This is a genomic window from Acidovorax sp. SRI_002 (assembly GCF_057586455.1).
Map to the genome: position 1 here is coordinate 421,482 of NZ_JBYCZW010000006.1, position 24,124 is coordinate 445,605.

At 64.1% G+C, this 24,124-nt stretch carries 19 protein-coding genes, 1 tRNA gene and 1 other RNA gene; 7 read left to right on the top strand and 14 right to left on the bottom strand.

Annotation, left to right across the window (positions count from 1 at the left end; all coding sequences use genetic code 11):
• Window positions 1–131: 131 nt before the first annotated feature.
• The 4 genes from AC2YJX_RS18830 to AC2YJX_RS18845 all read right to left on the bottom strand — a co-directional run bounded on the left by AC2YJX_RS18830 (window position 132) and on the right by AC2YJX_RS18845 (window position 3,711).
• Window positions 132–1,352, bottom strand: coding sequence for an RtcB family protein (locus tag AC2YJX_RS18830; RefSeq protein WP_487256940.1), 1,221 nt, complete (start codon window positions 1,350–1,352; stop codon window positions 132–134).
• Between the two features lie 26 nt (window positions 1,353–1,378).
• Entirely contained in the window at window positions 1,379–2,185 is an 807-nt protein-coding gene (locus tag AC2YJX_RS18835; protein WP_436130255.1) for a hypothetical protein, read from the bottom strand.
• Window positions 2,186–2,194: 9 nt separating this feature from the next.
• Window positions 2,195–3,334 carry a slipin family protein gene (locus AC2YJX_RS18840; RefSeq protein ID WP_487256987.1) on the bottom strand — a complete coding sequence of 380 codons (1,140 nt, stop codon included), beginning with the start codon at window positions 3,332–3,334 and terminating at the stop codon, window positions 2,195–2,197.
• 313 nt (window positions 3,335–3,647) lie between these two features.
• Window positions 3,648–3,711, bottom strand: a tRNA-OTHER gene (locus AC2YJX_RS18845).
• A 346-nt stretch (window positions 3,712–4,057) separates the two neighbouring features.
• Between AC2YJX_RS18845 and rtcR the strand changes: the two genes are divergently transcribed.
• Window positions 4,058–5,716 carry an RNA repair transcriptional activator RtcR gene (gene rtcR, locus AC2YJX_RS18850; protein WP_487256941.1) on the top strand — a complete coding sequence of 553 codons (1,659 nt, stop codon included), beginning with the start codon at window positions 4,058–4,060 and terminating at the stop codon, window positions 5,714–5,716.
• A gap of 112 nt (window positions 5,717–5,828) precedes the next feature.
• On the opposite strand, the gene AC2YJX_RS18855 is transcribed toward rtcR, so the two are convergent.
• Both AC2YJX_RS18855 and AC2YJX_RS18860 read right to left on the bottom strand, forming a co-directional pair.
• Window positions 5,829–6,170 (bottom strand): hypothetical protein, encoded by a 342-nt coding sequence (locus AC2YJX_RS18855; protein ID WP_487256942.1) that lies wholly within the window; start codon window positions 6,168–6,170, stop codon window positions 5,829–5,831.
• Between the two features lie 2 nt (window positions 6,171–6,172).
• The gene (locus tag AC2YJX_RS18860; protein WP_158603839.1) at window positions 6,173–6,838 is read right to left on the bottom strand and encodes a peptidoglycan recognition protein family protein; all 666 of its coding nucleotides are present in this window, start codon (window positions 6,836–6,838) and stop codon (window positions 6,173–6,175) included.
• A 334-nt stretch (window positions 6,839–7,172) separates the two neighbouring features.
• Between AC2YJX_RS18860 and rnpB the strand changes: the two genes are divergently transcribed.
• An RNA gene (gene rnpB, locus AC2YJX_RS18865) (RNase P RNA component class A) lies at window positions 7,173–7,512 on the top strand.
• 110 nt (window positions 7,513–7,622) lie between these two features.
• Here the strand turns inward: rnpB and AC2YJX_RS18870 are convergent.
• The 6 genes from AC2YJX_RS18870 to AC2YJX_RS18895 form a co-directional block, all read right to left on the bottom strand.
• Window positions 7,623–8,855, bottom strand: coding sequence for a M48 family metallopeptidase (locus AC2YJX_RS18870; RefSeq protein WP_487256943.1), 1,233 nt, complete (start codon window positions 8,853–8,855; stop codon window positions 7,623–7,625).
• 2 nt (window positions 8,856–8,857) lie between these two features.
• Entirely contained in the window at window positions 8,858–10,126 is a 1,269-nt protein-coding gene (locus AC2YJX_RS18875; protein ID WP_487256944.1) for a YjgN family protein, read from the bottom strand.
• Window positions 10,127–10,499: 373 nt separating this feature from the next.
• Window positions 10,500–11,285 (bottom strand): rRNA pseudouridine synthase, encoded by a 786-nt coding sequence (locus AC2YJX_RS18880; RefSeq protein WP_487256945.1) that lies wholly within the window; start codon window positions 11,283–11,285, stop codon window positions 10,500–10,502.
• Between the two features lie 172 nt (window positions 11,286–11,457).
• Entirely contained in the window at window positions 11,458–13,140 is a 1,683-nt protein-coding gene (locus AC2YJX_RS18885) for an MBL fold metallo-hydrolase (protein ID WP_487256946.1), read from the bottom strand.
• Between the two features lie 95 nt (window positions 13,141–13,235).
• Window positions 13,236–13,433 carry a hypothetical protein gene (locus AC2YJX_RS18890; RefSeq protein ID WP_055399614.1) on the bottom strand — a complete coding sequence of 66 codons (198 nt, stop codon included), beginning with the start codon at window positions 13,431–13,433 and terminating at the stop codon, window positions 13,236–13,238.
• A gap of 126 nt (window positions 13,434–13,559) precedes the next feature.
• Window positions 13,560–14,264 (bottom strand): glutathione S-transferase N-terminal domain-containing protein, encoded by a 705-nt coding sequence (locus AC2YJX_RS18895; RefSeq protein WP_487256947.1) that lies wholly within the window; start codon window positions 14,262–14,264, stop codon window positions 13,560–13,562.
• Window positions 14,265–14,380: 116 nt separating this feature from the next.
• Here AC2YJX_RS18895 and dapF point away from each other — a divergent pair, with 116 nt between their 5' ends.
• The 5 genes from dapF to AC2YJX_RS18920 all read left to right on the top strand — a co-directional run bounded on the left by dapF (window position 14,381) and on the right by AC2YJX_RS18920 (window position 19,814).
• The gene (gene dapF, locus AC2YJX_RS18900) at window positions 14,381–15,262 is read left to right on the top strand and encodes a diaminopimelate epimerase (RefSeq protein ID WP_487256948.1); all 882 of its coding nucleotides are present in this window, start codon (window positions 14,381–14,383) and stop codon (window positions 15,260–15,262) included.
• Window positions 15,259–15,948, top strand: a complete 690-nt coding sequence (locus tag AC2YJX_RS18905) for a DUF484 family protein (RefSeq protein WP_055399608.1) — start codon at window positions 15,259–15,261, stop codon at window positions 15,946–15,948. Before dapF ends, AC2YJX_RS18905 begins: the two co-directional genes overlap by 4 nt.
• Before the next feature lie 45 nt (window positions 15,949–15,993).
• The gene (locus AC2YJX_RS18910; protein WP_306555974.1) at window positions 15,994–16,971 is read left to right on the top strand and encodes a tyrosine recombinase XerC; all 978 of its coding nucleotides are present in this window, start codon (window positions 15,994–15,996) and stop codon (window positions 16,969–16,971) included.
• Window positions 16,972–17,163: 192 nt separating this feature from the next.
• On the top strand, window positions 17,164–17,835 hold the full coding sequence (gene lepB, locus AC2YJX_RS18915) for a signal peptidase I (protein WP_487256949.1): 672 nt from the start codon (window positions 17,164–17,166) through the stop codon (window positions 17,833–17,835).
• 206 nt (window positions 17,836–18,041) lie between these two features.
• Complete coding sequence (locus tag AC2YJX_RS18920; RefSeq protein WP_487256950.1) at window positions 18,042–19,814, top strand: IPTL-CTERM sorting domain-containing protein; 1,773 nt, start codon at window positions 18,042–18,044, stop codon at window positions 19,812–19,814.
• 56 nt (window positions 19,815–19,870) lie between these two features.
• On the opposite strand, the gene AC2YJX_RS18925 is transcribed toward AC2YJX_RS18920, so the two are convergent.
• The gene (locus AC2YJX_RS18925; RefSeq protein WP_487256951.1) at window positions 19,871–21,631 is read right to left on the bottom strand and encodes a sensor histidine kinase; all 1,761 of its coding nucleotides are present in this window, start codon (window positions 21,629–21,631) and stop codon (window positions 19,871–19,873) included.
• The gene (locus AC2YJX_RS18930; protein ID WP_487256952.1) at window positions 21,628–24,123 is read right to left on the bottom strand and encodes a sensor histidine kinase; all 2,496 of its coding nucleotides are present in this window, start codon (window positions 24,121–24,123) and stop codon (window positions 21,628–21,630) included. Before AC2YJX_RS18930 ends, AC2YJX_RS18925 begins: the two co-directional genes overlap by 4 nt.
• Window position 24,124: the final 1 nt, after the last annotated feature.

Sequence of the window (24,124 nt, forward strand, 5' to 3'; positions counted from 1 at the left end):
GCTATTAAAAATGTAGTAATGTCGAAATCATTCGCAACTGTCGCGGCCCAGGCGAGAGACGCCAAGCAAGGGCCGCCCCGCAGCGAGGGCGTCGTCCCCCTGGAGGGAAGCCGCGCAGCGGCTCAGGAGGGTTACCCTTTTACGCAGACGACCTGCTTGAGTGTGTAAACCACCTCCACCAGATCCTGCTGCGCCGCCATCACCGCGTCAATGTTCTTGTAGGCCATCGGAATCTCATCGATCACGTCGGCATCCTTGCGGCATTCCACGCCTTCGGTCGCCTTGATCTGGTCCGCGACCGTGAACATCTTCTTGGCCTTGGTACGGCTCATGGTGCGGCCTGCGCCGTGGCTGCAGCTGTTGAAGCTCTCGGGGTTGCCTTTTCCGCGCACGATGAAACTTTTGGCCCCCATGCTCCCCGGGATGATCCCCAGCTTGCCCTGCTCGGCACTCACCGCGCCCTTGCGGGTCACGAAAACGTCTTGCCCGAAGTGCGTCTCGCGCTGCACGTAGTTGTGGTGGCAGTTCACGGCTTCCACGTGCGTTTCGAACGGCTTGGTGATCACCGTGCGCAGCGCGGCAATCACGCGGCCCATCATCACTTCGCGGTTGGCGGCGGCAAACTTTTGTGCCCACCCCACGGCCTTTACGTAGTCACCGAAATACTGTGCGCCTTCCTCGAAGTAGGCCAGGTCTTTGTCCGGCAGGTTGCGTTGGTTCATCTCGGCGTCCTTCTTGGCCAGCTCGATGAAGTGGGTGCCGATGGCGTTCCCCACCCCGCGTGAGCCGGAGTGCAGCATCACCCACACGGACTGGTGTTCGTCCAGGCAGATCTCGATGAAGTGGTTACCCGTTCCCAGCGTCCCCAGGTGCTTGTAGTTGTTGGTGTTCTTGATGCGCGGGTGCGCCTCGCAAATTTCCTCGAACTCATCCACCAGCCCGGCCCAGGCGAGGTCGGTCTCGGCGGGCGGGGTGTCCCAGCTGCCTTTATCGCGGCCCATGCGTTTGGGCGTCATCCCCGCCGGCACCGCGCGTTCGATGGCGGCGCGCACGCCGGACAGGTTGTCGGGCAGGTCGCTGGCCGTCAGCGTGGTCTTGCACGCCATCATTCCGCACCCCAGATCCACCCCCACCGCAGCGGGGATGATGGCCTTGAGGGTGGGTACCACCGAGCCGATGGTGGCGCCAATCCCGAGGTGCACATCGGGCATCACCGCCACATGCTTGAAAACGATGGGCAGGCGCGCGATGTTGCGCAGCTGGTTGCGGGCTTCTTCTTCCACGGGCACGCCGTTGGTCCACATCTTCACGGGCACGCCGTTGGGGACTTCATGTTGTTCGTAGTTGTTCATGTTTTTTCCTGTTCTGTTGTTCATCTTCAGCTGGCCATTGCATCAAAGACAGCTGCAATGCGTTCGGTCAGCGGGTAGTGGATCTGGCCGCATTTGGCGCATGCCGGGCGCCAGTCGGCGGGTGTCCCGTCCTCTGTCAGCTTCAATAGCTTGTGTGCCCACGCGGCTTTGACTTGCGGATCATTCAGCCATGCCTGCATGGCGGCATGAAAGGGCGCCTCGGCAAACGCGTTGGAGATCGCTCCGCCATTCGTCCAGTATTCCCAGTAATAGGAATCTACAAAGTTCAGCGTCGCCGCTTCGCGGTCGTCTGCCAACCAGTCGCCCAGCAAGGGCTGTATGGATACTCCGGCGTAGTCCCACATCAGCAGGATGCTGAATGCGTGCTCTCCCTGGAAAAGGCCTTCGCTGTCCGGCTCCCACTGCGCCAGACCCTCGGCGAAGAATGCCCGTGCATAACCCAGCACGGCAGCCCTCTCGTCAGATGAGTAGGCATCGGCAAGGCAACGCCCCAGCCGGTCGAGATAGATCTCGGTGGAGTGGTGCAATCGGGCTCCTTGCGCCAGCAATTCCAGCATGCGAGGCAGGTAGTACTTGATCTCGTCCGCGGGCTGTACCTGGCTCTTGGCAGAGTCGTTGTATTGATAAAAGTGTTCCCGCGTCAGTTGGCGCAGCGGCAGGCATCGCATCTCGCGCTCCAGTTCGGCATCCATGCAGCAGCCGGTGCAGACATCCAGCAGCCCATGCGGTGCCTGGTATTTCGCAAAGGTCTGGTAGACCGCCTGTGTGGCGGCTTCCAGAGGCATTGCAGCAGTCGTTGGTTTCTTTTTCATGGTTCTCTTTCAGCGCATCTTCACCAGGCCGTTCAGCACCTGGTCCAGTCCACCAAACACCGATATCTTGTCGATGCGCTCCGCCACACGTTCCAGCGTCTCCAGCTCCTTCATGCGCAGGGCGACGGGGTTGTCCTCCATCACCTTCGCCGTGTTGAGCAGCGAGCGCGTAGCGGCGGTCTCTTCGCGGCGGCGGATCACGTTGGCCTGGGCCTGTTTTTCTGCCTGCACCACCTGGGTCAGGATGGCTTTCATCTCGCCGGGCAGCACGATGTCCTTCACGCCAACGCTTTCCATCACCATGCCAAAAGGCATGAGCTTGGTAGCCATGTGCGCAGTCACCACGTCGTCGATCACCGTCTTGTTCTCCAGCAGCTCATCGAGCGTGCGGGTGCCCACGGCGGCGCGCAGCGCAAACTGCAGTTCGCGATACAGGTGGTCGGCAGGCTTTTGCAACTGGGCAAAGGCACGCAGCACATCGGTGTAGCGAAAGGTGGCAGACAGATTCAGCCGCAGGCTCACCTTGTCGCGGGTCATGATGTCCTGGCCCGATACCTCCACGGCTTGCAGGCGCAGGTCCACCAGCTCCACGGCGATGGTGCGGCCGTACTTCCAGAACGCATAGGCGCCTGCAGGCAGCAGCCGATCCACTTTGCCGTCGATGGTGAGCAGCGCGCACTGGCCCTCGGGCACCTGCACCTGCAGCACGCCGGTCAATCCGGTCACGCTGCGCTGGCGCAGTTGTGTGTGCGTGAGGCGCGCCACCAGGGCGGCGGGCAGCTCGGGGCCAGCGTCGAGGTCGATCACCTGCACGTTCACCTCCACCAAGCCTTTCCAATAAAGGCGGCGGGTGCCAGGGGGCAGCACCTCGACCAGCACGCCGTTTTCGCTGCGCAGGCCCACTTGCTGCTCCGACAGGTTCACTTGCACGAATTCGGCAGCCACCACGGCAGGCTCCTGCGCCATCAGGTAGTCGGCCAGGCCGTGGGTGAACGCAGGTTGTTCGAGGGCGAAGGTCTCTACCCGCAACTGGTCCATGCCGGCAAACAGCCAGTAGGTGCCGCTTTGGAGCACGCGGTCAAAGCTGCCGTTGCGCAGCAGCAGGGCGCGTTCGTTTTTCTTCACGGTCACTCGTTCGATCAGCTTCATCATTTTTCTTCTCCTTGTTCTGTCGTTGTCGTTACTTCTTCGTTGTCGTTGCAATCAGGGTGCCGTTACAGCAATGGCGGGGTGCCAGGGGGCACAGCCAGGGCCCTGCAGTGCGCCGTGGTTGCTGCCCTGCAAGCAGGGCGGCAGCGTGGCTGGCTGCGGGCGCGGGCTGTGCCGGGTGCTGGCACAAACCGCCACCGGCTGACGGGGTCTTGCCTTGCGGTTGCGTCCAAAAGAGGCGCAACCCTGGGACAACTCCCCGCGTTCGGCGGGTGGTCTTTCGACCGTTTCTCAGTTCCAACCCTTCGGTCGGATGAATGGGCAGGAGTCGAACCTGCTACAGCCCTCTTGCGAGGGTGCTCTACCAATGAGCTACCAATGGAGGCAAGCCGGGAGTCGAACCCGGCACCCCTTTCGGGATGGCTACCACTGCCGTGCCGTTACCCAGCGCTCACGGTGTGCGGCATGCGGGGAATCGACAGGGCCTTGAGAGCCCGGATTCCCTGCACCGGCGGGGCGAACGTTGGTCCTAACCCCGGCCTGTGAGCGGTCACCGCCTGCGCTGGATGTCTTATCTATTGCCAGATGTGTGCCAGCCTGATTTTTGTCGGTTGAATTTCTTCAAGTCGTTGATTTGTATAGGGAAATTCATCCGTAAGATTTTTTGCTTCTTAGATGAATTTGAAATTAATAGAATTAAATCTAGCTAAATAGATAAACAGCATGCGCAAAAACAAAGTCGTGATCGGTTTCCTTGGCACCCAGCTCGACTCCGGCCGGGGCGCGGGCCGGTGGGAGAAGTGGCGCCCCACCGTATCGCTGGTGCAGCATGAGGACGTGGTGATCGAGCGGCTGGAGCTGCTCTACACGCCCCCGCACCAGGACCTGGCGCACCAAGTGCGCGCAGACATGGCCGTGGCGTCCCCCGAAACCACGGTGAACCTGGTACCCCTGCCCATTGCCGACCCGTGGGACTTTGGCGAGGTGTACGCCAAGCTGTTTGACTGGACCCAGGCCTACCGCTTTGACACCGAGCGCGAGGAATACTGGACCCACATCACCACTGGCACCCACGTGGCGCAGATCTGCCTGTTCCTGCTGGTGGAGTCGCGCCGCATTCCGGGCGTACTGGCGCAGACCTCGCCGCCCAAACGCCAGCAGATGGGCGACCCGGGCAGCTACACGCTGATCGACCTGGACCTCTCGCGCTACGACGTGATCGCGCAGCGCTTTGGCGCCGAGCAGCAGGACGCGGTGCAGTTCCTCAAAAGCGGTATTGCCACGCGCAACGCGCGCTTCAACGCGCTGATCGACGAGGTGGAGCGCGTGGCGGTGCGCTCGCGCGCGCCCATCCTGTTCACCGGGCCCACGGGCGCGGGCAAGTCGCACCTGGCGCGGCGCATGTACGAGCTGAAGAAGGCGCGCCACCAGGTCGAGGGCGAATTTGTGGAGGTGAACTGCGCCACGCTGCATGGCGACGGCGCGGCATCCACGCTGTTCGGCCACAAAAAGGGCGCTTTCACGGGTGCGGCAGCCGACCGTGCGGGTTTGCTGCGCATGGCACACAAGGGCGTGCTGTTCCTCGACGAGATTGGCGAACTGGGCCTGGACGAGCAGGCCATGCTGCTCAAGGCGGTGGAGGAAAAGCGCTTCTACCCCATGGGCAGCGACCGCGAGGTGGCCAGCGACTTCGAGCTGATCGCCGGCACCAACCGCGACCTGCGCACCGAGGTGGCGGCCGGGCGCTTTCGCGAAGACCTGTATGCGCGCATCAACCTCTGGAGCTATGTGCTGCCGGGCCTGGCGCAGCGGCCTGAAGACATCGAACCTAATGTGGACCACCAGCTGGCCCGCGCAGGCACCGAGCTGGGCCGCAGCGTGCGCTTTTCCAACGAGGCGCGCGCGGCCTACCTGCGCTACGCCCAGTCGCCGGAGGCCCTGTGGACCGGCAACTTCCGCGACCTTTCGGCCAGCGTGACGCGCCTGGCCACGCTGGCCGACAGCGGCCGCATTGGCCTGTCCCTGGTCGAGGCCGAAATGGCCCGCCTGCGCTGGCTGTGGCAACCCGCCAGCGATGCGCGCAACGGTTTGGCGTCCACGCCCGGTACGCTGGGCCGTGACGATCTCTCGGATCTGCTCGGCAAGGATGCCGTGGAGTCCATGGATCTCTTCGACCAGCTGCAACTCGCTGCCGTGCTGCAGGTCTGCCGCCAGGCCCGCACCCTGTCGGACGCAGGGCGCCTGCTGTTCCAAGCCTCGCGCACGCAGCGCACGGTGGTCAATGATGCGGACCGGCTGCGCAAGTACCTGGCGCGGTTTGGGCTGGACTGGGAGCGGTTGACTTCGGCGTCGTTCCCGTCATGGTTGGGACGACGCCATTAGACACAGCGCGTGGTCCCGCGCGGTGTTTGCAGCGCAAGCCTCGGCGGCCTCCCTACGATGGCTGGCGGGGCAGCGCCCAGCCGCGCAGCAGGGCGGTGATGCGGGAAACGTCTCACTGCTCGCGCGCGAAATGGTGAGTCTGGCCATCTGTCCAGGTGATGATTCCTGTTCCCAGCAGGTCGAGCTGCCAGTGAAGTTGGCGTTCGCCCTGAGCGTTTACTGCGAACCCTTCCGCGTAGCAGCCAGACCAGTCACGTTGCGCGAACCCTTCTTCCGGGACGCGCTTGGCTTCGTGCAGAAAGTACGTCCTTAATTCGGCTTCACTGAAGCGCGGTGCTTCGCAGCGGTTACGTGTGCCTTCTTTGACGGCGAAACTCTGTACCCAATGAAGGTTGGATGGCTGTGCCACTGCGGACGCGCAGGCCCAACAAGACAAGAGGGTGATCAGCGCCACCCTCATTGGAACACCAGGCTCTTGGCCTCATCGGCCTGTTTGTAAGAGATGTCGGAGTGACGGTAAACGTCCGTTTGCAAGTCCAGCCCGTAGTGGCTACCCAATGCCTGCGTCAGCCATTTCAGCGATTCCGTCTGCTCTGCCGTGGGACGTTCGAACAGTTTTGTCTTCGGGTCGAACTTGGCTACCACTTCAATGGCCACGGAGTCACCGTTGGTTGGATATCGATCGGGGTAGGCCTTGGCCTGCTCCCGGGTGTTGAGCGCTTTGACTTTGGCGCCGTAGCTTGCAGACGAGTTCATGAGCGTGTCGATCGCCGTTTTCTCTTCTTTGCTGCAGGTTCGGCTGTCATCGCATCGGGAGCGGATTTTTCCGACGCTGTAGACGCTCTGGTCCAGTCGCGCAGTTTGGTAAATGGTGCCGTCTTTTTCGATGTAGAAGTGCGCGCCGATCCCGTCGGTCTTGGCGTGTTCTAGATTCATGGTGCTGCTGTCGGTTTGGTGCAGCACGATGGCATCGACCCTGGTCATAGCGCCGTGTTCCAGTGCCGCAACGCGCTTATCGACTACGCGTGGGTCGACGATAAAGCCGTCCTTGATGATCAAATCTTCATTGACCCCGTGGCCACCCGGAACTCCTCCCGCATGGGTCGTTGCAGTCACGTTCATCGGCATTCCTCCTGATGTTGCTGTGGTAAACGGTGCGGGGCCAGTGTGCCCATTGAGAACCCGTGGCGCCATATGTGTGATTACCAGTGAGACAGTGTTTCTGGTTTCATCCTGTAAGTAGTCATTGCGCGGCCTGTCACGATCTAGGCCCCGTTTTCAATGGCTGCTTACCGTTTATGCATGCAAAGCCGGAAAGCGACTCAGGCAAGTCGACAAGTGGCCACCCGCCTACCGAGGCGCACTAAGTGGATTTTTGAGACAGGTGCAGCTTGCGGATGGCGCATCGCAGTGCGCAGTGCGCCATGGCCAGTGGCGATGCGATAATCGCCAGCGTGAAGCGCGCCAGACCGCCGCTGGTGCAATCTGGGAAACCAGGCACTGGAGGAACGTCCGGACTGCACAGGACAGCGTAGCAGCTAACGGCTGCCCACCGTGAGGTGAGGATCAGAGCAACAGAGACGAGTCCCGGGGGAGTGCCGCAAGGCAAACCACCGGGGGTGAAACGGGCAATCTCTACGCGCAGCAATACCAAGTAGGCCAACGTTGATGTGGTTCCGCAGAGTTGGCGGGTAGGTAGCACCGAGCCGTGGTGGCGACACCCGGCCCAGATTAATGGCGGTCACACTGCGGGCAACCGTGGTGCACAGAATCCGGCTTATCGGCGCGCTTCACACTTTATTTCCCATCCCCGGTTTCCCCACCGCGGTTCCCAGGCCCTTCGCGCCTCAAGCTCTGCCGATGGCGGGAATAAGCCGGCCTTGCCCAGCAAGGGGCGGGGGCTGGCTCAGTTTTTCGTGCAATGAGGCGCATGCCCCTTTTCCAGCTCGCTGGCTCGCGCCACGGTGTCGGGGTGGCTGCTGAGCAGCGACCACACGGGATGCGAGGCCATCTCTTCTGCCGTCTTGCGCTGGCGCGAGCGTTCGGGGCTGCTGGCGCCGGGGTCTGCCTTGGGTGCAGCCGTCTTGTCCTGGCCTGCTTTCTCTTGTTCTTTCTTCTTGTTTTCTTCTTCTTCCTCTTCGTCGTGGGCAATGGCCAGCAGCAGCTTGCCCATGGGCGCCGTGGGCAGGGCCGTGTGGTTCATGAGGGCGATGGCGTAGCAGTCAGCTTCGCGTTCGTGGCTGCGGCTGTAGGCCAGGCCGGTGAGCACCGATGCGCCTGTGGACACCACCGTCGACACGTCCCCGAGCGCCAGGCCCAGGCCCATGTTGAGCACGCCTTGTTCCACCACCATGCGCGTGGTGTGGCGGTACACCACATGGCCGATCTCGTGGGCCAGCACGCCCACCAGGGCGTCGTCGGGCAGGCCCTGGTCGGTGGCGGTTTTCACGATGCCGTCGGTCATCACGATCTTGCCGCCGGGCAGGGCAAACGCATTGGCGCCCATGCCTGATCGGAACTCCAGCGACAGCGGCGGACGGTAGTCGGGGTAGCGGTGCATGGTTGTGGGCGTCTGCTGCACCAGGGCGTCAAAGCGGGCCTTGAGCTGCTCCTGCCGCTCCTTGGGGAGCTTGCTGGGCTTCAAGGTGCCGTCGTCCATCTGCTTGAGCACGTTCTCGGCCACGCTGGTTTCCCAGCCCAGGGGCACAAAGCGGGTGAGCTGTGTGGCGGCCCAGGGCGTGCCATAGCGGTAGAACAGCGTGAGGCCGATGACGGCGGCAGCCGTGACACCCAGCAGTACGGGCCAGCGGGTCTGCATGCGCTGGGCCAGGCCGGGGCGCTCGCCAGCGGCTGCGAGGGCGGCACGCCAGTCGCTCACGGCATCGATCTCCAGGCTGCCGTGGTCCCGCAGGTCCACGACCACCCGGGGCTGGGGCTTGCGCTCGTTCCAGGCCTCCGGCCAGCCCACGTCCTTCCAGGCGAACAAGACCGGCTCGGCGCCCGGCTGTGAGAGCGGGTGCAGCACCAGCGACGGGCCCTGCGGCGTGGGCCGCAGGCTCACCATCACGGGGCGGGCTCTGCTGCTCTGGCCGTCGAACCAGCGTCCTTGGAGCAGGTCTGTGTTCACGGGGGCGGGCATGCTCAACCGATGAGGTCCAGGCCTGCCGCATCGGCCAGCGCATCGCCCAGGCCGTTTTGCTGCTGGCGCACCATGGCGCCCGCCACCTGTTCCACGCCGCCCTTGACGTGCAGGGTGACGGATTCGCATTTCATGCGGTATTCACTCACCCGCGCAAACGGGCGGTAGAGGCCGAGTGTGAGCAGGGTGAGCAGCATGTTCTTGATGCGCAGCCCCACGTAGCTGCCGCTCTTGAGGTGGCACTTGAACCGTGCCACATGGCTCACGCCGATGTTGTTCCACATGAGCTGGAACATGCGCGCCTCGCGGTAGGCGCGGGCGGGGGCCGACGCCAGGATCAGCATGAAGATGCCCGCGATGATGGACACGATAATCACCAGAATCATCCACAGGCCCATGCGGCTGCTCTGACCGGCGAACAGGGCGATGGAGCTGCCCGCCAGCACGCCAATCAGCACCGAGAACCCCACCACGGTCAGCACGAAAACGGCCACCGTGGCCAGCCACACCTTGACGAAATCCATGTACACCGGCTTCCAGCGGCCTTTTTCGGCGCCTACCTGGGCCTTGAGCACCAGCAGGCTCTTGTAGTTGTATTCCAGGCGGATGAAGCACAGCACGGTCAGCACCAGGCCCAGCAGCAGCAGGGCGCCCATGGCCGGGGTGAACGAAGGCATCTTGGGGTTGGCGGCTTCGTCCTCCACCTCCTGCAAGACGTCGGCCAGTTCGGGTGACAGGATCTGCATGCCAAAAAACACGCCAAACCAAACCAATGCCAGCGCAAACAGAGGCCAGCTCGCGAGGTACACCTCTTTCCAGTGGGCGGTGAACTGCAGGCGCAGGCCGCGCCAGCGCGTGGCGCCCAGCCGAAAGCGCATGGCACTGCCCCAGATCAGCGGCGAGAGCACGGCGCCCGTCAGCAGCAAGACGCCCACGGCAGCATCCTGCCCCGTGTTGGCCGCGATGTTGTAGGCCAGGGTGATGAGCATCAGCAGCACGAAGCCCATCACCATCTTGCGCTGCTGCGCAGTGAATTCGAGCGGGCTGCCCGCCACCAGCGTGTGGCTGTAGAAGTACTGCGCCGTGCGGCGCCGGGCCCAGGGGGTGTAGATGCCCAGCGTGACGATGGACAGCAGCACGTTGACGATCCACACCCGGAAGTATTCGCCCCCGCTGCCCGTGAACTCCATCGGGTGTGCATCGATGTTCTGCGGCATGAACGTAGACATCGGCCCCGCAGCGCTGTCTCTGTCTGATGAAACTTGGCTCATGAACTCCCTCCTGTTTGCCGCGCAGTGTAGCAGCGGTCAGTGGAAGAAAAATTTATGCCAAATTGGCATCTGGCGCTTTTCCAACAAGCGCTGGCAGCTATGAGTTTGATAGCTGCGAACTTGTCGCTTGGAAGCTGGGGCTTACCGTTCGGGCCGAGCATGTCCAAGCTTGGCACCGTGCTTCGACAAGCTCAGCGTGAACGGTTTGGGTTGGTCTGATACCGAACCCGTCGGCAGGGTCGCCAAGCGGACGGTCGCACCGACGTAGCCACGGGGCGCGCGGCCAGACCAGTGCCACCGTGGAACTGGCTTTGCCAGGCCACCGGTGGCGTCCCCCCGGGGGGGACGGCGCCGAAGGCGACTCAGGGGGGATTCAAAATCTTTCCCAAGGCTGCAAATACCGCCACTGCCCTTCAGGCACCTTCGCCAGCGGCACGCGGCCGATGCGGATGCGCTTCAAGGCCACCACGGCCAGGCCCACGGCCTCGCACATGGCCGGGATCTGGCCGGGGCGGATGCCCTTGAGGGCAAAGCGCAGCTTGGTCTCGTTTTGCCAGCTCACCTTGATGGGCGGCAGCGGGCGGCCGTTGAACGAGAGGCCGTGGCACAGGCGCTGCAGCCCGTTCGGTGCAATGTCGCCTTTTACCTCCACGATGCACTCCTGCTCCAGCGACTCGATGTCTTCCGCCAGCTTGCGCGCGATGCGCTTGTCCTGCGTGTAGACCACCAAGCCACTGGCCTCGGTGGGCAGCGGGGTGAAACATTCCAGCTGCTTGAAGTGGCGCTGCAGCACACGGATGCCTGAGGCGTCCTCAGGCAGGTGGGATGCCGGGCCCAGCAGGGTGGTGGCCGCAGTGGCGCCCTGGCTGCGGCTGGCATGGGCCGCCTGCCCGGCGGGCAGACCCAGGCCCGCTTCAAACCCCACTGGCTTGTGTAGCAGCAAGGTCACCGGGGTCAACTCCAGCAGGCTGGCGTCTGGCGCCACCGTCACGGCCTGGTCGGGGCGCACGCGTGCGCCGGGGGCTTCCACCACCTGGCCGTCCACACTCACAAAGCCGCCTTCGACGAACTGCTCGGCCGTGCTGCGCGAGCAGTTCAGTTGGTCGGCCACACGCTTGGCCAGGCGTATGTGGGAGGGGTCGGGGTTCTTGTCGGTCATGGGGTGAGGAAGGTAGGCATTCGCCTATGGGAATCGAAGGGACAAATGCGTGATTGTCGGCGGTGCCTTCAATACGGGTGCTGCCGCATGCCAGTGCCTTGGTGGAACCGGCTTTGCCGGGCCACTGGTGGCGTCCCCCTGAGGGGGAAGGCGCGTAGCGACTCAGGGGGCATCAATTGTTCCCGGGCTGTTGTGCTCGAATGCGCTCCACATGCGCCAGGAGCGAGCGCTGCGCAACGGGCCACATGCGCGGCGGCACGTCGGCGTAGGCGTGCCGCACCCAGTCTTCCATGCTGCCCTGGGGCAGCGCCTGCATGGCGGCCAGCACCTTGGCCTCGCGCGCCAGGCGGTGGGCCTTGAGCTTGGCGATGGCGCCGCGGGCATCGCCCAGAACATAACCGTGCGCAGGCAGGATGAACTCCACGCCATGCTCGGCGCACACGGCGTCGAGCTTGTCCAGCGAATCGAGGTAGTCGGCCATGTTGCCGTCGGGTGGGTCCACCACCGTGGTGCTGCCGTTCAGGATGTGGTCACCGCTGAACAGCAGGGCGTCTTCCACCAGCAGCAGGCACAGGTGGTTGGCGGCGTGGCCCGGGGTGTGGATGACCTGCAAAGTATGGGTAATATTGCCCTCTGGCGCTTGTCCATCAAGCGCGAGTAGCTCATTATTTTGTAGCGATCTGTCGGGTGTGAATGTGCTGGCCGTGCGCGCGGTGGGCGCCGAGGGCAGGCCCAGGATGGGGGGCCGGGCTTTGCCCGCCTGCACACACAGTGCCTGCAGCGGCGCGGCGCCGGGCGAGTGGTCGGGGTGCGAGTGGGTGCACACGATCATGCGGATGTCGCCCCCGGCGGCGCGCCAGAGCTTGTCCAGGTGTTCGGGGTCTGCCGGGCCGGGGTCGACGGCGATATAGCCCGTGGCCGGGTCGCCCACCAGGTAGCTGTTGGTGCCGGGGCCGGTCATCACGCCCGGGTTGGGGGCGGTCAACCGCTGTACGTTGCGCAGCAGCGGCACGGGGCGCTCGGTTTGCCAGTCCAGCGGGTGCACGATCTGGCCGTCGGGGCACACCAGGGCCAGCTCGCCGTAGGGCATGTCGCTTTCCATGTACCGCGCTTCCTTGCCCGCCAGCGTGCCCGCGCGCGGGCAGCTGGTCCACAGGGGCAACTCGTGGGCCAGTGCATCAAACACGGCCTGGGTGGTGGCAAACGTGGCCAGCCGCTGCAGTGTGCGGATGGTCGGAAAGATCATGAAGAACTGCCCCGCCTCATGCCGTGCCAGCGCATCGGCCGGGCGCACCCAGACGGGCTCGAACTGCTCGGCCTCGTCAGCCACAGGCTCCTGGCCCTCGGGCATGCGGGCGACGAGAAATGGCACGTCGAAGCGGCGCGGCAGGTCGCGGTCGGTGATCCAGTGGGCCAGCATGAAAACGCTGTCGGCCGCCAGCCGCAGGCCGCGCGCGGTGCATTGCGCCACAAAGGGCTGGTGGCGGTCGATGGCGGCAATGTCCTGCGCATCGGCCATCAACCCCTTGCGGGGGCCGTCGGCATGGCGGGCCAGCAGCACACCCAGTTCTTCAAAACTCTCACGGATGGCGGCGATGGCCTGGGTGAGGTGCAGGTCGCTTTGGGTGGGGCGGCGGTCGGCGGCGGAGTGCGATTGCGCATCCAGCGCATCGATGCCCCCGCCCGGGAACACATAGGCACCCGGTGCAAAGCTGGCCTTGTCGGAACGCCGGGTCATGAGGACTTCGATGCCTTCCGCATTGCCGGGTGCATCGCGCAGCAGCAGCACAGTGGCGGCCAGGCGGGTGGCTACAGGTTCGCGGTAGGGGTGCAGTTGTTGGCTGGTGCGGGGCATCGGGCCATTATCGAGGGGAGGCGCGCCGTGTGCACACGTCCCACTTCGGTACGGCCCATGGGCCGTACTACGGCGGGTGTGCTGGGTTTGACCACTCAGCGCAACGCCCGCAGCTGCTGCAGGCGCAGCAGCACCGCATCAATGACGGCGTTGGCGCCTTCCACGTCGCAGCTCCACAGCATCTCCAGCAGCTCGATCAGCGCGATGGCGTTGGTCTCCTGCAGTGCCGCCTGGGCAGCTGCCTGAAGGTTGTGCGCGCCCAGATCGTCCAGAACGTTGACGGTTAATCCCATGAGGTACTCCCTGTTTTTTTAAGGAGGTCCATCGTAGGTGCGCGGCGGCCGTGCGGCAGGCTGGCGGGCATGATCAATATCAAGGGCGGGCGAGAAAGAAAGCGCCAGCGCGCACCCTCTCCTCGCTCAGCCGCGTGCCGGAATTGCCAGACCCCTGACCACCGCAGGGCGTGCCACAAACACGTCCAGCACGCGCTGCACGTCGGTGAACTGGCCAAACTCCACCAGGTCGCCCGCGCCGTAGAAACCAATCAGGTTGCGCACCCAGGGCAGGATGGCGATGTCGGCAATGGTGTACTGGTCGCCCATCACCCACTGGCGGCCTGCCAGGCGCTGGTTCAGCACGCCCAGCAGGCGTTTGGATTCGGCCACATAGCGGTCGCGCGGGCGCTTGTCTTCATAGTCCTTGCCGGCAAACTTGTGGAAGAACCCCAGTTGGCCAAACATGGGGCCCAGGCCGCCCATCTGCCACATCACCCACTGGATGGTTTCATAGCGCGCAGCGGCATCCTGCGGGATCAGCTGGCCGGTTTTCTCGGCCAAGTACAACAGGATGGCGCCGGATTCGAACAGCGCCAGCGGCTGGCCGCCCGGGCCGTTGGGGTCGAGGATGGCGGGGATCTTGTTGTTGGGGTTGAGCGACAGGAACTCGGGCGAAGTCTGGTCGTTGGTGTCAAAGCTCACCAGGTGGGGTTCATACGGCAGGCCCAGCTCTTCGAGCGCAATCGACACCTTCACGCCGTTGGGCGTGGGCAGCGAATACAGCTGGAGGCGGTCGGGGTGCTGGGCGGGCCATTTGTGGGTGACGGCGAAGGCGGAAAGATCGGGCATCAAAGAGTCCTTGGCGGGTGGCAGCCAGAGCGGTGCCCAAAGAGCGCAAGCCTAATGGGGCCGTGAAACCGGCGCTGCCTGAGGTTATTGGCGGCCCACCGACGATAATCTGGCGGATGCAGATTCGCTTCACCAAAATGCAGGGCGCGGGCAACGATTTCGTGGTGCTCGACGAAACCCAGGGCCGCCTGGGGCTCAGCACCGCCCAATACCGTTTTCTGGCCGACCGCCACTTCGGCGTGGGGGCCGACCAGATCCTCACCGTGCGTCCTTCGCCCGCTGACGGTATCGACTTCGAATACGTGATCCACAACGCCGATGGCGGAGAGGTGGAGCAGTGTGGCAACGGCGCCCGCTGCTTTGCGCGCTTTGTGCACGACAAAGGCCTGTCGGGCAAAGACACCCTGCGGGTGCAGACCAAAAGCGGCGTGATTGCCCCCCGTCTCACGCCCGATGGCCGTGTCACCGTGGACATGGGCCGCCCGCAGTTCGATCCCGCGCAGGTACCGTTCGATGCCAGCGGCCTGAGCCCTGTAGAGCAAGGATCAGGGCAAAAATGGCCTCTAGCGCTGGATGATAAAGCGCTAGTAGCTACTGTTTTGATAGCGGTGGTCTCCATGGGCAACCCCCACGCCGTACAACTGGTGGACAACGTGGACACCGCCCCCGTCGCCGAAGCGGGCCCTTTGATCGAGCGCCACGCGCGTTTTCCGCAGCGCGTGAATGCAGGCTTTTTGCAGATCGTGGACCGCACCCATGTGCGGCTGCGCGTGTTCGAGCGCGGTGCTGGTGAGACCCTGGCCTGCGGCACGGGCGCCTGCGCCGCCGTGTCGGCCGGCATCCGCCTCGGCCTGCTCGATAACGAGGTGCATGTAGACACGCGCGGCGGACGCCTCACCATTGCCTGGAGCGGTGCAGACACCGATTCCGTTTTCATGACAGGCCCCGCCACCACGGTGTTCGAAGGCCAGATCGACATTCCTGACACCCTCCTATGACGTCCCACATCCCACCGATCACCGAAGACGACATCGCCCAGTTCCTCACCAACACGCCGGGCTTTTTCGAACGCCATGCCGAGGTGCTGGCCAGCGTGCAGATCACCAGCCCCCACGGCGCGCGCGCCGTGAGCTTGCAGGAGCGACAGGCCGAAATGCTGCGTGAAAAGATCAAGGGCCTGGAGCAGCGCATCATGGAAATGGTGCGTAACAGCACCGAAAACGCTGCCATTGCCAACAAGGTCCACCAATGGACCGGCAGCCTGCTGCAGGTGCGCGACCCGTTCGACCTGCCCCAGGCTGTGGTGGATGGTGTGCGCACCCTTTTCGACGTGCCACAGGCGGCGGTCCGTGTGTGGGAGGTGGCCGCGCCGTACATCGACGCCGACTTCACCCAGGGCGCCAGCGAAGACGCCCGCGCGTTCGCCTCGTCGCTCACCATGCCGTTCTGCGGCCCCAACCTGGGTTTCGAGCCCGCCGCCTGGCTGGCCAACGAGGCGGGCGAGCCCGCCCAGTCGCTGGCCCTGCTGCCGCTGCGCGCAGGCGCCATCGACAGCGCCACGCCCGCCTTTGGCCTGCTGGTGCTGGGCTCGCAAGACCCGCAGCGTTTTGATGCCACGATGGGCACCGAATTTCTGTCGCGCATGGCAGAACTCGCCAGCGCCGCATTGCTTCGTCTGAAGTAGCCAGACGGCCAGCGGCCACTCTGCGGCGGCTCAGCCTCGGTCACCATGTCTGACACGCCCACTGCGCCCACCACGCTCGACCCCCACGTCCTGCGCTACCTGGAGCACGTGCGCGTCGAAAAGCGGCTGGCAGCGCGCACGCTCACGCTCTACGCGCTGGACCTTGAAAAGCTCGCGCAGTTTGCGGCGGCGGTCAGCGTGCCGCTGCTGCAGCTGCAGACCGCACACATCCGCCGTTTTGTCGCGCAGATGCACAGCGGCGGGCGCAGCGGGCGCGGCATTGCGCTCATCCTCTCGGGTTGGCGCGGTTTTTTCATCTGGGCGGGGCGGCAGGGGCTGATTCCGCACAACCCGGTGCAGGACGTGCGCGCCCCCAAGGCGCCCAAGCCACTGCCCAAGGCGCTGGGCGTCGATGACGCCGTCCGGCTGGCCGAATTCGACAACACCGGCGCCGACCCCTGGCTGGAGGCGCGCGATGCGGCGATGGTCGAGCTGCTTTACGGCTGCGGCCTGCGCGTGGGTGAACTCGCGGGGCTCGACGCCATCCCCAATGCCGACACCCAGCGCCAAGGCCGGGGCTGGGTCGATCTGCAAGCCGGGGAGGCCCATGTGTTCGGCAAGGGCAGCAAGCGCCGCAGCGTGCCCGTGGGGCGCGCGGCCACCGCAGCGCTGCAGGCTTGGCTGCTACTGCGGGCCACGCCCTTCGGCGGTGAAGGATCGGCGCGGCTTGACACCGCACTGTTCGTCGGCCAGCGCGGCAAGCGGCTCACGGCGCAGTCGATCTGGCTGCGCCTGCGCCAGCGCAGCCAGCAGGCGGGGCTGACCACGCCCGTGCACCCGCACATGCTGCGCCACTCATTTGCCAGCCACCTGCTGCAAAGCAGCGGCGACCTGCGTGCTGTGCAGGAGCTGCTGGGCCACGCCAACATCACGACCACGCAGGTCTACACGCGCCTCGATTTTCAGCACCTGGCCAAGGTGTATGACGCGGCGCATCCCCGAGCTAGAAAAAAGCCCCCCTGAGCGGCTTCGCCGCTTCCCCCAAGGGGGACGCACCTGGTGGCCCGGCAAAGCCGGTTCCACGGGTGCACTGGAATTGGCTGCGCTCACAGCAAGTGCTGTGGGAGATTCGCAATGGCCTGTCTCACGGAACCAAGTTGCAACCGGGCGCATCCGAGCAGAGCGCTTGCTTTGAAGCTACTTGGAGTTGTCGTCATGCTGCTGAACTGGATCAAATCGAACCGTGGGTTCATCGTGCTGCTGCTGTGCTTCGGCATCTTCCGCACGGCGGTGGCCGACTGGAACCCCATCCCTTCGGGGTCCATGCGCCCCACGCTGCTCGAAGGCGACGTCGTTTTTGTCAACCGCCTGGCCTACGATCTGAAGCTGCCGCTGACCGATGTGGTGCTCGCCCGCCTGGGCGAGCCCGAGCGGGGCGATGTGGTCACCTTCTCGTCGCCGCGCGATGGCACGCGGCTCATCAAGCGCATTGCGGCGTTGCCCGGCGACACTGTGGAAATGCGCGACGAGGTGCTGTACCTCAACGGCGAGGCGGCGCGCTATGACGCGCCCGAGGCGGTGACCGAAACCCTGCTGGAATGGGGCGCCCAGGTGCCCGCCACCCGCTGGACGGAGCACCTGCAGGGCCACGAGCGCCGTGTGCAGTGGCTGCAGGGCGTGACCGCGCACCGCAGCTTCGGCCCGGTGACGGTGCCCGAGGGCGAATACCTGGTGCTGGGCGACAACCGCGACAACAGCGCCGACTCGCGCTACATCGGGTTTGTGCCGCGCCACCTGCTCATCGGCCAGGCGCGCCGGGTGCTGGTGTCGGCCGACATCCTTGCCAATTGGGCCCCGCGCCTGGGGCGTTTCGGTCACGCGCTTTGATTCGGCGCGAGCGCTGAACCGCGTTGTGCGGTGGGCGCTGAGAGGCATTGTGGCCACGTCCGCGACTCGGGCAGCGCTTCACTTTCGCCTTGATTGGTCGCATGCAAGCATGGGGTTGAGCTCGCTGGAGGCGTGAGGGACGGGGGCTGCTGACCCCGCATTCAGAGGGAATAACTCTGGAGCTTGCGGCCGCCTTAGGTAGCAGATTGTCAACAAGTGTTGCATTTTGGTGGCTATTGTCGCTTTGCGTAACGCCTCCCCCTATGATCGCGGCCACACTTTTGAGCCTGTCCCGATTTATGCGCTTCCCCGGTTCTCTGCTGCGTCCCCCGACCTTGTCTGCCGTGCTGATTTGCGCGGCTTCTTTGCTGAGTGGCTTCAACGCTGGCGCTCAGACTCTGGACGTCTACCTTTCACCGCCCGGCGAACAGAACACGACGCGATCGGGCGCCATTGTTGAAGCCTTCTCGGATGCAGCGGGGGCAATTGGTGCGACGGGGAGTTTTGCCATCGGGGCTTGGACGGGTGCCACCGGGGGTGTCAACCGCACTGCGGCGGACCAGTACGGTGGCGCAGATGGGACAGGGAACTACCTTGCAATAGGAAACGGCAACCAGGTCACCATCACCCTGATTGGCGACCGGAAGTACGTTGGATTCTGGTGGTCGGCGGGGAATGCCGGCAACACCATCGAGTTCTATGACGACACCAACACCTTGTTGGCGCAGTTCACGACGAACTCGCTGACAACGCTGCTGGGTGGGGGCGGCAACATCACGGCGATCGACGGCAATTCGTACGCCAAGGCGGACTACTTTGGCAACCCCAATCCGCCTGCGGGTCGCAATACAGGAGAGCCCTATGGCTACATCAACCTGTTGCTGCGGGGGGCCAGCGTCAATTTCAGGACCATTGTTGTCCGCCACGCTGGAGGAGGGGGCTTCGAGCTGGACAACCTGGCCGTGACCGATGCAGCCACGGTGCCAGGCACCTGGGTGGATGTTGGAACCGTGACGGTGACCTTGCCGCCTGGAGCCATCGGCGCGGTGGACGACACGGCCACCACCCCGTTCAACACCCCTGTGCCGGGCAATGTGGCCACCAACGACACGACCGTGGCTGGCTCCACTTTTGCCGTGGTTGCGACACCCGCCAACGGCTCTGTGGTGCTCGATCCATCCACGGGGGCCTACACCTACACGCCGCAACCTGGTGTTTCAGGCCAGGATACGTTCACCTATCAACAGTGCAAGCCAGCACCTGATCAGGCAACCTGCGTCCCCGCTACGGTCACAGTGACCGTCGGCCCGAATGCGGTAGATGACAATGCAGGCCCCGCCACCCAAGGGGTGCCGTTCAATGCTTCGGTGACGGGCAATGATTCCGCCCCGGTGGGTTCCACGTACGCGGTGCTCGCGAGCACCGCCAACGGCACCCTGAATCTGAACAGCGCGACGGGTGCCTATACCTACACGCCGAATGCTGGCTTCAGCGGGACCGACACATTCACCTACCGGGTGTGCCTGCCTGCTCCGAACGCGGCTCTTTGTGACGATGCGACGGTGCAAATCTCGGTGGTTGCGCAGGTGCCCCCCGTGGCCCTGTCCGTGTCCGTTGCGGGCGTGCCGACCATTGGGCAACCCGCCACAGGCAACTACACCTACACGGACGCCAATGCAGACGTGCAGGGTGCATCCACCTTCCGCTGGGTGCGCAGCCCCAGCAACAGCGTGGCGGCAGGAACGAATGTCGCCACAACGATGGGGTATACCCCGGTGGCAGGCGATGTGGGCAACTTCCTGTTTTTCTGTGTGACGCCAGTGGCCGCTACCGGGGCCACGCCGGGCCTGGAAGTGTGTTCGCCGGCAAGCCAGATCGGGTTTGCATCACCCATTCCTACGCTGTCCCAGTGGGGGATGATCATTTTGTCGATACTGATGGGCTGTTTCACCACGGCCTTTGCACGCCGTCGCCGCTGATGCATAACCAATAAACCACTGCGGTGTATCGGCCCCGCAGTGGTAAGCAATGCGGCTTATGCGAAGGGCGGGGCGGCTTTCGGCGGAATTTGCAGCGGCAGCGACAGCGTAAATGTGGAGCCCTCGCCCACCCGGGACCTGACGGTTAACGTGCCGCCCAGCAGTTGGGCAAGCGCACGAGACAGCGACAGCCCCAGTCCGGTGCCCCCGTGTTGGTAGCTGACGCGGGCGTGGCCCTGGCTGAACTTTTCGAAAATGACCTCGTGCAGGTTTTCCGGGATACCTGGGCCCGTGTCTGTGACATGGAACTGCACGTGGTGACCGTCTGCGCTGGTATCCACGGCCAGGCACACGGTGCCCGATGGGGTGAATTTGATGGCATTGGACAAGAGATTGTTCAGGATTTGCTTGAGCTTGAGGCGGTCGGTTACCAGGGCGTTCGGGACATTGGCGGCCGTGGTCGCCGTGAGTGCCAGCGATTTGGCCACGGCACTGACGCGGAAAAGCTCAATCACATCGTGCAGCAGACCGGGCAGTTCCACGGGCTCGGGGTGCGCTGGCATGGCACCCGCTTCAATCCGCGCCAGGTCGAGGATTTCCGTCAGCAGAGCGTTCAGGTGTTCTGCGCCCTGGCGGATAAGGCTCGATTGCTCCCGGGTCTGTGGATCGTTGCTGCGCAGCTCCATAAGTTCGGCAAAGCCGCGGATGCTCGTCAGCGGAGTACGCAGCTCGTGCGACATGGCGGCCAGGAATTCGCTTTTGGCCTGGTTGGCGCGCTGGGCTTCGGCCTCGCTGCGGGTCAGTGCCGCGTGGCTGACCGCCAGCCTGCGAATGCTTCCCAGAAATACGGCGACAAAGGCCACAACCGCCAGGCTCAACAGTGCCGTCAACCACAGGATCGTGTCGCGTGTGGTGCGCCAGCGGGCGAAAGAGTGTTCTTCTGAGGTGCCGCTGAGTACGGCAAGCGGGTAACTTCCGACACGGCTGAAACCAATAATGCGCAGTCTGGCGTCGGACGATGGCGACAACATGGCCCCGCTGTCCTGGCTGCGCAGTGCTTGCAGGAGGGGCGCGGGCAGTTGCATCCCAACCTCTGTGCTGACACCTCCCAACACGCGCACACGGATCACTCCGTCAAGCCCCGCAAGTCCCACACCGCCGTCGCTGCCCAGTTGCACGCCTCGGTACACGTCGGCGAAATGGCGTGGATTGAGTGACGCCACCACCACCCCCAGGACGCGCCCATCCGCGGCCGTGACTTTGCGTGAGAGCTGGATGGTCGATACCCCCGACACCTTGCCCAGCAGGGACTTGCTGATGAAAAGGCCGTTGTGCAGCATGCCAGAGCTGGGCGGGGCCGCTTCGGCGGGCAGCAAGTGCACCCGGATATGGTCGCGGTCCATCAGGCTCACATGGTTGCTGCGCGAGCCGTCGGGGTCGAGGTTGCTGCCCTGAAAGCGGCCATCGGGGCCCACGAAGGACAACTGCGTCAGGATGTGCGGCACCATGCCGGTTTCATTGGCGATGGTTGCCAGGTCCTCGCCGTTGAGTGGTCCGTCTTCGGCGGTATGCTGCAAACGCCACATGGCCTGGTCCACCGTGTCCAGGATGCGCAGCGTGTGCTCCTTCAGTGCCAGGGCGGTGTTGGTGTTCTGGCGCATCTCGGCGTCCAGGGTTTCTTTCCACTGCCAGCGCAGCATGGCGGCCATGGTGGCCCAGGCACCCAGCAGCACTACAGCGCTGAAAACGCAGGCCACCACAAAGTACCTCAGCGCGGGGCTGCTGCGCCAGTTGGAGGTGGGGTGCTTCCTGTTCATGTGAGCGGGGCTGGCATGGTGTCCGTGTAGCCTGCGGTGAGCAGCATGATATGGAAGATGGTACCGCCGTCGGGTCCGTTGGTGGCATGGATGCGCCCCCCATGTGCTTCGACGATCTTGCGGCATATCGCCAGGCCCAGGCCCGTTCCGCCGGAGCCATCGCGCGTCTTGCTCGATTGCACGAAGGCCTGGAACACGGTCTCCAGCTCTGCGGGAGGAATGCCCGGGCCTTGGTCGCGCACCTGGATGTGGATGCTGTGGTCGTCCGAGACTCCGGCGGTGATGTCGATGATGCTGTCTTCGGGAGAGAACTTGATGGCGTTGCTCAGTACATTGCGCACCACTTGCTGAAAGCGCGATGGATCCACTTTGGCGATCAAAGGCATGCGGCCCAGTCGCAAGCCCAGGCCCAGGCGTTTGCGGTCCAGCAGCAACTCCATCTCTGCCGCCACTTCCTCGATGAGATCGCGCACGTCGGCGCGCTCGAATTGGAAGGCTCCAACCGTGCTCTCGATCTTTGCGATGTCGAGCAGGTCATTGACCAGCACCAGCATGCGCTGGCCCGCGTCGTGGATGTCGCTGAACATGGACGCCAGCTTGGATTGATGGCGGCCCCGCGCCAGTCCGAGTTCGGAGAAGCCCAGGATGGATTGCAGGGGCGTGCGCAACTCGTGGCTGATGTTGGCCACAAATTCCGACTTGGAGCGCGACGCCTCTTCGGCCAGATCGCGTGCGGCCCGGAATTCCGTGATGTCCATCTTGGCGGTCAGGATGCCGATGGGCTGCTTGCCATTGGTGGTGACGAGCACCTTGGTGACCTGCACGTCCCGGAAGCTGCCATCGGGCCGGCGCATGCGCTCTTCGTAGCGGACACGACCGCCCTCGCGCAACAGTTGTTCTTGGTGTGCGCAGTACGCCTGCGCCTCCTGCGTGGGCAGAAAGTCGATGTTGCGCATCCCCAGGACGCTTTTGCGCGACAGCCCCATGAAACTTTCCCAGGCCTGATTGACCGAGAGAAGACGTCCTTCAGTGTCGGTCATGCAGATGGGCAACGGGTTGCATTCGAGCACCTGGCTTGTGAGGGCCAGCTGCTCTTGCAGGCTTTGCTGGGCGGCCAGCAGGGCTGTCACATCCACCGCGCTGCCCGCAAAGCCGCGCAACTGACCCGACCGGTCACGCAGCGGAACCACCGAGATGTCCAGCGCGCGCGTTTCTCCTGCGGGTCCCGTGAGGCGGACCTGCGCCATGCGCACGCCCGGGGGCTGGGTGGCGTCGAACAGGGCATCCACGCCATCGCGGCACTCGGGGTGGACGACGTCCCGCAGACGCTGGCCTCGGGCCATTTCAGCGGGCTGGTTGGTAATGGCATGCCAGCGGGGATTGACGAACCGGATGGTCCCTTGGGCATCGGTGCGGAAGATCAGCTCCTGAACACTTCGGAACAGGACCGACAGCTCTTGTTCGCGCCGTGCGGTTTCTTGCTGGGCCTCATCGCGTTCACGTTGCGCAACTTCTTTTGCGCGGGCATTGCGCCAGGACGCATGCGTGAGAAGTCCTATCAGCGCCAAGGCCACCCCCATGAACAGCAGCGGTCCTCGCATTGCGTCCAGCCACTGCTGGGTCGTGGCTTCATAGGGTTGCTCTACAAAAGCCACCAGAGGCTGGCTATTGGAGCTGCGCCAGGCGCCCAGGCTACGGGCCTGAAAGGTTTGCAGCGGGCCGTAAGTTCCTTTGTGCGCTGGCAGCAAACCCTGGAACAAAGGGTGGGTGCCCAGGCTGCTTCCAAGATTCAAGGTGTCGTTGCCCACCTGGGTGAGCAAGGTCCCGTTATCCAATGCCAGCATGACCTGTGTGCCAGGGTGGCCTGCCTCCATCAACTGCCGCTGGTAGGTGGCCAGGGCGTCGGGATTGATCTGTGCCACCAACGTCACCACAGCGTTCGATGGCAGGCGAACCAGGCGCGCCATGGGAATGTAGCCAAGGCCCGCTGGCACGGCTGCATTGCGCATATCTTGGGTGAGTGTGCGGCCATGCACCCAGGCTCCAATGACCACCCGCTCCTCGGTCATTGGTGAAGGAGGCAGGCGCTGCAGATCCACCCGGCCACCCCGGTCCGAGGCGGTCGTGGAGGCCAGCACCAGCCCTTCGGAGCTGACGATGGCGATGCTGCGCAGAAAAGGCAGGCCTTGCAAGCGGTAAGACTGCTGTGCTTCGAGCTGCGCGGGAGTGTGGTTCTCGGTGGTCAGGTTTTTCGCAAGGCTGTCGAGGGCGAGCTTGGTGTTGTCGAAAACCTGGCTGGCGTGCGACTCCATGACGCTGGCCAGTAATTCGAGCTGCTTGCGGTCCTGAGCTTCTGTGCGGCGGAACTCCAGCCACATCAGCGATGCGGTGCCGACGATTACGGCCAGCATGAGAAGTGTGCCCCCGAAGAGCGCCCTGCTGCTGGCAACTTCCAGCAAGCTGAGCTTGGCAAAGGGAATGGATCGTTTCATG